The organism is Aeromonas sp. R2-4 (assembly GCF_040908365.1).
In the GTDB taxonomy this organism is placed as follows: Bacteria; Pseudomonadota; Gammaproteobacteria; order Enterobacterales; family Aeromonadaceae; genus Aeromonas; species Aeromonas veronii.
This window is the reverse complement of record NZ_JBFODO010000036.1, coordinates 93,425-104,321: the sequence shown is the minus strand read 5'-3', so window position 1 is coordinate 104,321 and position 10,897 is coordinate 93,425. Positions and strand designations below refer to the sequence as shown.

The window sequence follows — 10,897 nt, the reverse complement described above, 5'->3', positions numbered from 1 at the left end:
GGCTAAACACATCAGCCTCGGGAGAAACCGAGAAAGAGGACATGGCCATTGGCTCTTGCCCCGAGCCAGCATCATGACTCATAACGCCCCCAGAAAATCGGTGAGCGGGCTGGAGGCTTGGGCCTGCAGGGCGCGGGCGCCAAGGCCCGCCTCATAGGCGCTGCGACCGGCGGTGCAGGCCAGCGCAAAGGCGCGGCCCATGGCGACCGGGTCGCCGCTCACCGCGATGGCAGTGTTGACCAGCACGGCATCGGCGCCCAGCTCAAAGGCGGCGGCGGCGTGGCTCGGCGCACCGATCCCCGCATCCACCACCACAGGCACATTGGCCTGCTCGACGATGATGGAGAGAAACTCCCGGGTCACCAGCCCCTGATTGGAACCGATGGGCGCACCGAGCGGCATCACGGCGGCACAGCCCACCTCTTCCAGCCGTTTGCAGAGCACGGGGTCGGCGCCGCAGTAGGGCAGCACCACAAAGCCCTCTTTCACCAGCTGCTCGGCGGCTTTCAGCGTCTCGATGGGATCGGGCAGCAGATAGCGCGGATCGGGGTGGATCTCCAGCTTCAGCCAGTTCGTCCCCAGCGCCTCGCGGGCGAGATGGGCAGCAAACACCGCCTCGGCGGCGGTCTTGGCGCCGGAGGTGTTGGGCAGCAGCTTGACCCCGAGTTGCAGCAAGGGGCTCAGGATATCGTCGTGGGCCTTGCCCGGTTCCAGCCGCTTGATGGCCATGGTGACCAGTTGGGAGCCGCTCGCCTCGATGGCGGCGGCCATCAGTTCCGGGCGGGCAAACTTGCCGGTGCCGGTAAAGAGGCGCGAAGAGAAGGTGTGATCGGCAATCTTGAGCATGTCAGCCTCCGGCCACAGTGGTAAGAAGAGATGAAGTTTCACCGCAAGGCAGAACGCTCGAAGATGGGACTGTGAGCATCATGGGTCAGCCTCCCGCAATGGCGGTAAAGAGGTGGAGTTCGTCCCCGTCATTGAGACGGGTCTCGGCCCAGCGGCCACGGGGCAGCACGGCGCCGTTAAGGGCCACCGCCACCCCCTGTGGATTAACGTCTTGCGCCGCCAGCAGGTCGGCCACACTCTGCCCTGCCGTCAGCGGCTGGGCTTTATCGTTGAGTAGAATGGTGAGGGTCATGGGGTGATCTCCTTATCGTGTGTCGGGCATCGGCGCTGCCCGCAAACCGGGCAATCGGGGTCGGGGGCCAGCGTGAGGGTCTGCCACTGATGGGCCAAAGCATCGAAACGGCGCAATGTGCCGGCCACCGGGCTCGGCATCCCTAACAGCAGTTTCAATGCCTCCAGCGCCTGCAAAGAGCCCATCACCCCGACCAGCGGGCCGGTGACGCCGCTGCTCTCGCAGCTCTGGGAGAGCTTGGTATCCAGCGGATAGAGGCAGGCGTAGCAGGCGTGATCGCTGCTGGTGCGCGCCATCAGCTGCCCCTGCCAACCCACTGCGGCGGCGGAGATCCAGGGCTTGCCCTGAGCCACGCAGGCGGCGTTGATGGCCTGGCGGGTGGCGAGGTTGTCGCAGCAGTCGATCACCAGATCTACCTCGGCCACAAACTCCGGCAGGCTGGCGGCATCGAGCCGCTGGTTGATGGCAATCAGCTCCACCAGCGGGTTGTGGGCGGCCAAGCGCTCGCGGGCCAGCTCCGCCTTGGAGTGGTTGACCGCCTCGCTATCGAACAGGATCTGGCGCGGCAAGTTGCTGGAATCCACCGTATCCCCATCGGCCAGCCACAAGGTGCCGACCCCGGCCCCGGCGAGATAGAGAGCGAGTGGCGAGCCAAGCCCGCCGAGGCCGACGATCAGCACGGACTTATCTTTCAGCCGCGCCTGCCCCGTCTCACCCACTTCCGCCAGCATCAGCTGGCGGCCGTATCGCAAATACTCTTTGTCACTAAGAGAAGCGGCATCAGAGCGCATGTTCTGCCTCCCGTATAACAGTGGCCGAGCGCGGCTCATCCCCCGCCCCCACGGCAGCAAGCAGCCGTTCGGTCGCCCCCTGCCAGTCATCGCTGGCCGTGATGGCCGAGACCAGCGCGATACTGCCGACCCCGCTTGCCTTGACCGCCGCCACCCGCTCCTCGCTGATGCCGCCGATGGCCACCGTCGGCCAATCCGCCATCAGGGCTCGGTAGCGATGCAGCCGCACCAGCCCCTGCGGGCGAGAAGGCATTGCCTTGGTGTTGGTCGGGAAGATATGGCCGAGCGCCATATAGGAGGGGGCCAGCTCGCGGGCCCGCATCAGCTCGAAGTAACCGTGGGTGGAGATGCCAAGGCGCAGCCCGGCCGCCTGAATGGCGGCGAGATCGGCGGTCTCCATATCCTCCTGCCCCAGATGCACGCCCCAGGCGCCCGCCTCGATGGCCTGCTGCCAGTAGTCGTTGATAAAAAGCCGCGCCCCATGACGGCGACCGAGCGCGACAGCCTCGGCAATGGCCGGTGCCACCTCTGCGGCAGGCAGATTCTTGATCCGCAGCTGAATGGTCTTGACCCCCTGCCCCAGCAGGCGGCGCAGCCACTTGACCGAATCGACCACCGGATAGAGACCGAGGTTGTGTTCGGTCGGCGCGAAGGGGCCCTGCTGCAGGCGGGCACTGCTTGTCTCATAAAGTCCGAAGCGGCGATCGAGGGTTGACCCCGCCAATACGGCGCGGGGGAAGTGAGCCAGATCGGCGGGCCAACCGAGATGGGCGATGGGGCCGGGGCCTGCCCCCACTCCTTGCGCCGCCGCCAGCCCCTGTTGCAGGTAGGCGCGAGCGAGGGTGATGGCGTCCTCTACCGGATACTCCTGCGCCACCACGGCGGCGATGGCGCTGGCGTAGCAGCAGCCGGTGCCGTGGCCGTGGCGGGTATCGAGGCGCGGCGCCGCCAGCCAGAATTCGCGGGTCTCATCCTGGTAGTAATCGAGGCAGAGATCGCCACTCCACTCCAGATGGCCCCCCTTGACCAGCACGGCGCGGGCGCCGAGTTCGCGCAGGCGGCGGGCGGCAAGGCGCACCAGTTCGGGGCTGCTGACCGGCAGTCCGGTCAGGGCTTCCAGCTCGGGGCCGTTGGGGGTAATAAGCGACAGACGTGGCAGCAGCTGTTCGCGCACCGCTTCCAGCATATTGGGCTCCGCCATCGGGGTGCCGGTGCTGGCAATGGCCACCGGGTCGTAGACCACGAAGGGAGCCTCGATGGCAGCCAGTCGGCGGGCCAGCACCTCGACGTGAAGCCGGGTCGGCAGCAGGCCTATCTTGATGGCGGCGGGCGGCAGATCGACGCCAAGGGCGTCGATCTGGGCGGTGAAGGTCTGCATCAGCACGGGGTCAACCATCTTCACCGCCACCGAGTTCTGGGCGGTGATGGCAGAGATGACCGAGCAGCCGTGCACACCGAGGTCGTGCAATGTGTGCAAGTCGGCCTGAATGCCGGCACCGCCGCCGGAGTCGGAACCGGCGATGGTCCAGACCACAGGCAGCGAGTCGGTCACGGGCGACAAGTCGGCGGGGCTGACAGCCCCGCTTGCGCTGCTCACGCCTCCTCCCCTGCGGCCTGTTTCAGTGCCGCCGCCTGATGGTAGATCTCGCCACCGATCTCCTTGAAGGTCTCAGCCATGCGGGCCATGCCGCTCTCCACCTGAGCCACTACCTGCTCCTGCTGGCCATCCATGCCGACCAGCTTGATCTCAACGGCCTCCAGCTTTGCTGCGTAGTCACGCACGTCCTGGGTGATCTTCATGGAGCAGAACTTGGGCCCGCACATGGAGCAGAAGTGAGCCACCTTGCCGGACTCCTGCGGCAGGGTTTCGTCGTGGTAGGCACGGGCGGTGTCGGGGTCGAGGGCCAGATTGAACTGATCCTCCCAGCGGAACTCGAAGCGCGCCTTGGACATGGCGTTGTCGCGGATCTGGGCGCCCGGGTGACCCTTGGCCAGATCGGCGGCGTGGGCGGCGATCTTGTAGGTAATCAGCCCCTGCTTCACATCCTCCTTGTTGGGCAGCCCCAGATGCTCCTTGGGGGTGACGTAGCAGAGCATGGCGCAGCCGTACCAGCCGATGAGCGCGGCACCGATGCCGGAGGTGAAGTGATCGTAACCCGGCGCGATGTCGGTGGTGAGCGGGCCCAGCGTATAGAAAGGCGCCTCGTGGCAATGCTCCAACTGCTCGGTCATGTTGCGCTCGATCATGTGCATCGGCACGTGACCCGGCCCCTCGATCATCACCTGCACGTCGTACTCCCACGCGATCTTGGTCAGCTCACCCAGGGTGCGCAGCTCGGCGAACTGGGCCTCGTCGTTGGCGTCATAGACGGAGCCTGGGCGCAGACCGTCGCCCAACGACAGGGCCACGTCATAGGCGGCGCAGATCTCGCAGATTTCGCGGAAGTGCTGGTAGAGGAAGTTCTCTTTGTGGTGGGAGAGGCACCACTTGGCCATGATGCTGCCGCCGCGCGAAACGATGCCGGTGAGGCGCTTGGCGGTCATCGGCACGAAGCGCAGCAGGACGCCAGCGTGGATGGTGAAGTAGTCCACCCCCTGCTCGGCCTGCTCCAGCAGGGTGTCACGGAACAGCTCCCAGGTGAGCTCTTCGGCGATGCCGTTGGTCTTCTCCAGCGCCTGATAGATGGGCACGGTACCGATGGGCACCGGGCTGTTGCGCAGGATCCACTCGCGGGTCTCGTGGATGTAGCGGCCGGTGGAGAGATCCATCACTGTGTCGGCGCCCCAGCGGGTCGACCAGACCAGCTTTTCGACTTCCTCTTCGATGCTGGAGGTGACCGCCGAATTGCCGATGTTGGCGTTGATCTTCACCAGAAAATTGCGGCCGATGATCATCGGCTCCGCTTCCGGGTGGTTGATGTTGCTGGGGATGATGGCGCGACCGGCCGCCACCTCATCGCGCACAAATTCGGGGGTGATGTTCTGGGGCAAACGGGCACCAAAATCACGGCCCGGATGCTGGGTGTGCAACAGTTCGGAGCGCACCCGCTCGCGCCCCATGTTCTCGCGAATGGCGATAAATTCCATCTCGGGAGTGACGATGCCGGCGCGGGCGTAGTGGAGCTGGGTGACCCGGCGGCCCGGCTTGGCACGGCGCGGCTTGGGCAGATGCTCGAAGCGCAGGTGATCCAGCCCCTCGTCGGCCAGCCGCTCCTGAGTGAAGGTGGAGCTGAGCCCCGGCAGCTCGTCGGTATCATCGCGCTCCAGCACCCAGTTTTCCCGCAGGCGCGGCAGGCCGCGGCGCACATCGATGGCGATCCCCTCCTCCCCGTAACGGCCCGAGGTGTCGTAGACCGGCACCGGCTCGTTGGGCTCGAACTGAGGAGCCTCTTTGGTGCCGCCGATGAAGGTGTCGGCCAGCTGGATCTCCCGCAGGGGCACCCGGATATCGGCGCGGGAGCCTTCGATAAAGATGCGGCGGGAGTTGGGGTGAGCCATCCCCTTGAGGCTGTCGATAAAGGCCTGAGCGCTGGAGCGCTGCTCGCGGCGGCTGGATTTGGCGGTATCAGATACAGAAGTAGACATAGCAAAACTCACATTAACTGGTTGAAGTTATGGGTATTTGCTTGTCTGGAGTTCGAGGAGAAGATGAACTTGCGGCGGGGTGTTTATCTCGGGAGGGAGTGCGCGCGGGATAGATCTCCGCGCTGCTGTTCTGCCGCTTCCCGCTCTCTGCATGCTTTGGGCAAGGCGCCCCACGTGCTGGAAAACCGGACGGGACAGACTCCCTCCTGTGCGCCCTGACCCATCAAGGGTGAGCCCTTCGATGAGCGGAAGAGGCTTGTTCCTCCTCCGGCGCGGTAACCCGCAAGTTACCCTTGTTCCCTTCGCAGGTTTTAACCTGATCAGGTTCCACGGATCCCGAATTAACGGTCTCAGCTTCGCGTCGTTCGACGGTCAGCACTCCGACAAGATGGCGCCAGTATAAGGGGGAAAATTTAAAGCACAAGCCGTTAACAATCTGGCCAACACCACTCTTGCAACAAATGAGTGAACGATGCCTCACTCACGGGGCCACCCCAAACAGAGGTCAAACCTGCGTTGGCATCACCTTGGCAAGCCATAGCTTCCCGCTGTGATCATGCAGGTACAGGAGGACAAAAAGAGGGAAAAGCGAGGTGCGCTGGGCAAGTGCATCGTCTTACGCAGAACAGGAACGGGCCCCTATGAAAGGGGCCTGCGAGTGAGGTTATTGAACCGGAACTATGGTCAGGGATACGTTGCCAAACCCTTCGTTGGCAAGGGCCTCGCTGTCCAGATCCACACCGGTAAGCGCCACCTCGTCGGCAGAGGCACTGCGCAGCTGGGCAGCCTTCGCGGAACGGGTCTGGGGCTGACCGATTTCGATATCGCCGGCAAACTGGCTCTCGGCATAGAAGTCACCGGTCACCGCCGAACGGATCGGGCGCAGCACACGACCCAGGTTATTCTGCATGGTCGACAAGCCATACTCGCTGATGGTCCAGTTCCAGTCCCACCACTTCACTTCACCCGGGATATAACGCTTGTCCCACTGGTAGCGGATGCTGCTCGCCTTGTCGCGGAACGGGCCGACGGCAAAGGTGTGCTCCCAGGTGGGGCGATTCTCCGGATGGGTATACCAGGCATTGCCGCCCCAACGCAGGAAGCCCTTCATGGTCAGGTCATAATTGACCTCGGCCTTGAACTCGTAGGGGTAGGAGATGTTGGACTTGTAGAGGGCAACCCGCACCGGCAGGCTGGAGTGAGGCGGCACCGTGGGGCGCGCTTCAACCGAGACGGTCTCGGTCGTCGAGCCCCCTTTCTGGGAGGCCCAGCTCTGGCTCGCAGCGATCTCGATGGCCAGTTCGGTTTCCCCCACCAGCGGCCACTGAAACTTGTTCTTGGTGGTCACCTTCTCGCTCAGGCTGTAGGTGTCGGTCTTCGACCAGTTGGTGGCCTTGTCGTACTTCAGGGTCACCACCACCTGCTGGGGCAGGTCGGTGTAGTTGGTCGCATTGGCCGTGATGGTTTTGACCAGCTGCTTGCCGCTCTCGGTGACCTGACCATGGCTGAAGGAGTCGGGTTCCAGAGTATATGAGAAGTTGCTTACCTTGATGGAGCTCTTCTCCCCGCAACGATATCCGGAGCAGCCGCCGTCATTATTTCCCTTTATCAGCCAGCCATCGCCAACCCGGGTAACATCCATATCTTCCCCGACATAGGGGCTATGATTTCCACCCACCCAGGCATATCCCAAATAATGGGCGAGATAACTGACTGGCTTGATAAAATAATCATTGTCGTGGACAAGCCGCCATTGCACATCGACCTCATCACCCGCCGGAATATTCCAGTCAGAGAGTGTTGGTATTTCTCCGGAAACCGGTGAATTGGGATAACACCAGGTTTCTCCGGCAGTGCCCTGTTTGATTTCGCCATTATATCCCGGCCCCATAATCACCCAGCGATCCGCCAGCCCGGTGATCTGCCACTGCCCCATGCGGCTGACCAGATTACCCTTGATACTCATGGCTTCATCACGGGTCAGAGGTCGGTAACCACTGGCACAGACGCCCGTCCCAAGACCCGCCCACTTGACCTGATCAGGGTAGACAGGTTCAGCCGCCTGCACCTGAGCGAGCATCAATGAAGACGCCAAAAACGCCAGATTGGCGGTAATTATTCTATTCATCATTTATCCCTCTTTCAGACATACGATAATTGTTATTGTGTAGAAATATCCTTTTTCATTTGACAGGTATGGACATCGACAAAACCTGACACAAATAAAATAAACCACCAAAAAACATCCATGACAAACAAAATAATGGTGATACAGGAAAATAATTAGAGCGATGACTTTATTGAGGAATAAATCATAAATATTGTGACAGTCATTATTTAATGGCTGCCACAATATGGTGAAACCATATTAAATAAGAAGATGCTGAATTACTCTTCCGGATTGATCACTTCAATTCCCTGCAATATTCCATCCGCCGAACGGATCAATACCAGCTCGCTCCCGGCATGCAGATCGGCGGCCGAGCCGTTGACCCAGCGCACCTGCGGATTGAGTCGCACAGTGCCCAGGGTTGCCAACGTGAGCTGCCGGTCATCGAAGGATTGCAGGCGATCTTGCGCCCGCTGCCAGGGCTGATTGGTCAGCAGAGCTCTGGCGGCCAGCAGCTCAATCCGGGTGGCAACGCCATCTGCCACCAGCAGGGCGAGCTGGTCGCCGGGTTTGAGTGGCTGCGGCCAAATCTCCCCCTGCCGCCAGACGGCGGCACTGCCCTGCTCCACCTCGGCTCCCTGAAATTGCAGGCGGATGCCGTCGCTGTGCTCCAGCTCCACCAGCCACAATTCGTCGGCTCCCGCCTGCGCCGCCCAGAGCGGCACTCCCAGCATCCATGCACACCACTTTCTCGATTGTTCCATCTTCGTTCGTCCCTGAACAAAAACCCCATGCTGGACAAGCATGGGCTTCATTCGGGAGCATTTCTAATCGGAACGCAGAGATCGGATCAGTCATCCTCACGGCAGCGGCTCAGGCGCATGCCGTCAAACTTGCACTCCAGCTCAAGCCAGCGCCCTTCAAACGGCGCCAGACTGTTGTCCGAGGTGGTGTAGCCCCAGATCCGCCCCCCTTCGACCGGCCCTTCCAGATCCATCTCGTCCTTGTCATCTTCGTCGAGGGCTTCGACCTTGCGTACATAGCGCACGCCGTTCTCCACCACCCCCTTCATCTCGACCCAGGTACCGCCGAGATCATCCTCGTTGAGCCAATCCTTGAAGCGGGTCTGGTCGTCGATCACGAACGGCATGCCGTTGACCATCAACTGGCCAAGCTGCCAGGTAGTGCGGCCGGTCAGTTTGAATTCGGTCGCCTGTGCGGTGCCAAGTGGCAACAAGATCAGCAGCAGGAGGGCGCAGAGAGACTTCTTCATCAGGGATCCTCGGGGTTACACTGGCAAACAGGATGCCGAATCCGGTGTGAAAAGAGCGTGAAACGCTCGCCAACCAGGAGAGCAAAGCATGAAGATTTTGGTAGTGGAAGACAATCCTCAGGTGGCGGAAACCATCATGGATTATCTGGAGCTGGCCGGTCACCGCCTCGATTGTGCCTATCACGGTCAGGCGGCGCTGCAACTGCTGGAGGAGCAGCGTTTCGACGTCATCATCATGGATGTGATGATGCCGCGCCTCGATGGGCTCAGCACAGTGGCGCGCCTGCGCGAGCAGGGGATTGCCACTCCCGTGCTGTTTCTCACCGCCCGCGACAGCCTGGAAGACAAGCTGGCAGGCTTCAAGGCGGGAGGGGATGACTATCTGGTCAAACCGTTCGCCATGGAGGAGCTGGAGGTGCGGCTGCAAGCCCTCAGCCTGCGCGGCCCGCGCGGCGATGTGGGGGCCATCAGCTTTGGCGATCTGACGGTCGATGTCGCCAGCGGCCGCGCCACCCGCGCCGGTGAGCCCCTCAAGCTCGGCAAGATCCCGTTCCGGATCCTCGCCCTGCTGGCCCGCCGCGCCCCCGCCATCGTCAGCCGTCAGGAGGTGCTCGACACCGTCTGGGGGGATGAGGAGCCCGACTCCGATGCCCTGCGCAGCCATATCTACGCCCTGCGCAACGCGCTCGACAAACCCTTCCCCACCCCCATGCTGGAGACCCTGCACGGCCAGGGCTACCGACTGGTGAGCGCATGAGCCTGCCGAGCCTGCGCCGCCGCCTGATCATGGCACTCGGCGGCGCCGGGGTGGTGCTGCTGATCCTGCTCTCCGGCCTGATGCTGGTGGCCGAGGACAAGATGGAAGAGCTGAGCCTGCGCCACTGGCTGGAAGCCGAAGTGACCCGCTACAGCGATGACTGGCTGCGACTCGGCCCGGCCGCCGCTGCCCCGAGCCCCAGACAGTTCTCCAGCTACTGGACCGAGGCGGGCCGCCTGCCGAAATGGCTGAAGCCCTACCAGACCCCCGGCTTTTTCGAGCATCAGTTGGGCAAGGAGGACAAACACTTTCTGGTGGCCCGTCACCCCTCCGGCGAGGGACTGCTCTATCTGGTGTTCAACGATGACGCCGATGACTACCTCGACCCCTACGAAGACAAGCTGCATCTGGCCACCCGGCTGATCGGGCTGGCGCTGCTGCTCGCCTGCCTCGGCTTCGGCATCTGGCTGGTGCGCCATATCACGGGGCCGCTGCAACGGCTGCAACAGAGGGTAGCCCACCTCACTCCGGATCAGGCGGATTTCGAGCCCGACGCTCCCTGGCAGGAGCTGCGGGATATCGAACTGGCACTGTTGGCCGGCAAGCAGGAGGTGAGCGCAGTGTTCGCCCGCGAGCAGGAGTTCAGCCGCTTCGCCAGCCACGAGCTGCGCACCCCCAACATGGTGATCCAGGGCTCGGCCGCGCTGCTCGGCAAGGTGACGGATCTGCCCGCGCCAGCCGCCCGCGCCACCACCCGCATCCGCGCCGCCGCCGACGAGATGGCGCTGCTCACCGAGACCTTCCTACTGCTGGGCCGCAAGGAGGCAGTGGAGCGACCGCTGCAACAGGTCACCCCGCTGATCCGTCAGGAGCTGGCCCGCCTCGCCCCGCTATTGCAGCGGGAGGCCCTCGATATCCGGCTTAACCTGGACGAGAGCAGCGAAGTAAACGCCCCCCTCTCCCTGCTCGCCATTGCCCTCGGCAACCTGCTGAAAAATGCCCTGAGCTATGCCGAAGGACATATCGAGATCGAGCTGTGTGGCCCGGTGCTCACCATCAGCAACCCGACGGCGGCGGCGCCGGATCAGATCCTCGGCTACGGCTGTGGCCTCACCATCATCCAACGCATCTGCGAGAAGCTGGGCTGGCAGATCGATACCCGGCTCGAGGATGGCGTATTTAGCGCCCGGCTGGCGATGATCACTGCCGAACAGTTCCCTCTCCCTTTGGGAGAGGGTTAGGG

10 protein-coding genes and 1 riboswitch are annotated in these 10,897 nt (G+C 62.8%); of the genes, 2 read left to right on the top strand and 8 right to left on the bottom strand.

Annotated features, from left to right (window positions below):
* Positions 1 to 78: 78 nt before the first annotated feature.
* From AB5Z05_RS14635 to AB5Z05_RS14600, 8 genes are all read right to left on the bottom strand, one after another.
* Positions 79 to 846, bottom strand: a complete 768-nt coding sequence (locus AB5Z05_RS14635; RefSeq protein WP_042081355.1) for a thiazole synthase — start codon at positions 844 to 846, stop codon at positions 79 to 81.
* A gap of 85 nt (positions 847 to 931) precedes the next feature.
* Positions 932 to 1,138 (bottom strand): sulfur carrier protein ThiS, encoded by a 207-nt coding sequence (gene thiS / locus AB5Z05_RS14630; protein WP_255939006.1) that lies wholly within the window; start codon positions 1,136 to 1,138, stop codon positions 932 to 934.
* Positions 1,135 to 1,929 carry a ThiF family adenylyltransferase gene (locus AB5Z05_RS14625; protein ID WP_368152047.1) on the bottom strand — a complete coding sequence of 265 codons (795 nt, stop codon included), beginning with the start codon at positions 1,927 to 1,929 and terminating at the stop codon, positions 1,135 to 1,137. Before AB5Z05_RS14625 ends, thiS begins: the two co-directional genes overlap by 4 nt.
* Positions 1,919 to 3,526, bottom strand: a complete 1,608-nt coding sequence (thiE, locus tag AB5Z05_RS14620; RefSeq protein WP_368152046.1) for a thiamine phosphate synthase — start codon at positions 3,524 to 3,526, stop codon at positions 1,919 to 1,921. Before thiE ends, AB5Z05_RS14625 begins: the two co-directional genes overlap by 11 nt.
* Positions 3,523 to 5,514 (bottom strand): phosphomethylpyrimidine synthase ThiC, encoded by a 1,992-nt coding sequence (gene thiC / locus AB5Z05_RS14615; protein ID WP_368152045.1) that lies wholly within the window; start codon positions 5,512 to 5,514, stop codon positions 3,523 to 3,525. The genes thiE and thiC overlap by 4 nt, the downstream gene beginning before the upstream one ends.
* A 280-nt stretch (positions 5,515 to 5,794) precedes the next feature.
* A riboswitch (TPP riboswitch) is annotated at positions 5,795 to 5,907 on the bottom strand.
* Between the two features lie 271 nt (positions 5,908 to 6,178).
* Complete coding sequence (gene aerA / locus AB5Z05_RS14610) at positions 6,179 to 7,642, bottom strand: aerolysin AerA (RefSeq protein ID WP_162838993.1); 1,464 nt, start codon at positions 7,640 to 7,642, stop codon at positions 6,179 to 6,181.
* Positions 7,643 to 7,902: 260 nt separating this feature from the next.
* The gene (locus AB5Z05_RS14605; RefSeq protein WP_058056319.1) at positions 7,903 to 8,388 is read right to left on the bottom strand and encodes a hypothetical protein; all 486 of its coding nucleotides are present in this window, start codon (positions 8,386 to 8,388) and stop codon (positions 7,903 to 7,905) included.
* A gap of 86 nt (positions 8,389 to 8,474) precedes the next feature.
* Complete coding sequence (locus AB5Z05_RS14600) at positions 8,475 to 8,897, bottom strand: hypothetical protein (protein ID WP_005340092.1); 423 nt, start codon at positions 8,895 to 8,897, stop codon at positions 8,475 to 8,477.
* A gap of 88 nt (positions 8,898 to 8,985) precedes the next feature.
* On the opposite strand from AB5Z05_RS14600, the gene AB5Z05_RS14595 reads away from it, so the two are divergent.
* Positions 8,986 to 9,654 carry a response regulator transcription factor gene (locus AB5Z05_RS14595; RefSeq protein ID WP_005340090.1) on the top strand — a complete coding sequence of 223 codons (669 nt, stop codon included), beginning with the start codon at positions 8,986 to 8,988 and terminating at the stop codon, positions 9,652 to 9,654.
* A complete protein-coding gene (locus tag AB5Z05_RS14590; RefSeq protein WP_368152044.1) occupies positions 9,651 to 10,895 on the top strand; it encodes a sensor histidine kinase in 1,245 nt (414 codons plus the stop codon). The genes AB5Z05_RS14595 and AB5Z05_RS14590 overlap by 4 nt, the downstream gene beginning before the upstream one ends.
* The last annotated feature ends 2 nt before the right edge of the window (positions 10,896 to 10,897 follow it).

Bases quoted from the DNA above. Each gene is read 5' to 3' on its own strand.
- AB5Z05_RS14635 (WP_042081355.1), bottom strand. From the start codon at position 846: ATGCTCAAGATTGCCGATCACACCTTCTCTTCGCGCCTCTTTACCGGC.
- thiS (WP_255939006.1), bottom strand. From the start codon at position 1,138: ATGACCCTCACCATTCTACTCAACGATAAAGCCCAGCCGCTGACGGCA.
- AB5Z05_RS14625 (WP_368152047.1), bottom strand. From the start codon at position 1,929: ATGCGCTCTGATGCCGCTTCTCTTAGTGACAAAGAGTATTTGCGATAC.
- thiC (WP_368152045.1), bottom strand. From the start codon at position 5,514: ATGTCTACTTCTGTATCTGATACCGCCAAATCCAGCCGCCGCGAGCAG.
- aerA (WP_162838993.1), bottom strand. From the start codon at position 7,642: ATGAATAGAATAATTACCGCCAATCTGGCGTTTTTGGCGTCTTCATTG.
- AB5Z05_RS14605 (WP_058056319.1), bottom strand. From the start codon at position 8,388: ATGGAACAATCGAGAAAGTGGTGTGCATGGATGCTGGGAGTGCCGCTC.
- AB5Z05_RS14600 (WP_005340092.1), bottom strand. From the start codon at position 8,897: ATGAAGAAGTCTCTCTGCGCCCTCCTGCTGCTGATCTTGTTGCCACTT.
- AB5Z05_RS14595 (WP_005340090.1), top strand. From the start codon at position 8,986: ATGAAGATTTTGGTAGTGGAAGACAATCCTCAGGTGGCGGAAACCATC.
- AB5Z05_RS14590 (WP_368152044.1), top strand. From the start codon at position 9,651: ATGAGCCTGCCGAGCCTGCGCCGCCGCCTGATCATGGCACTCGGCGGC.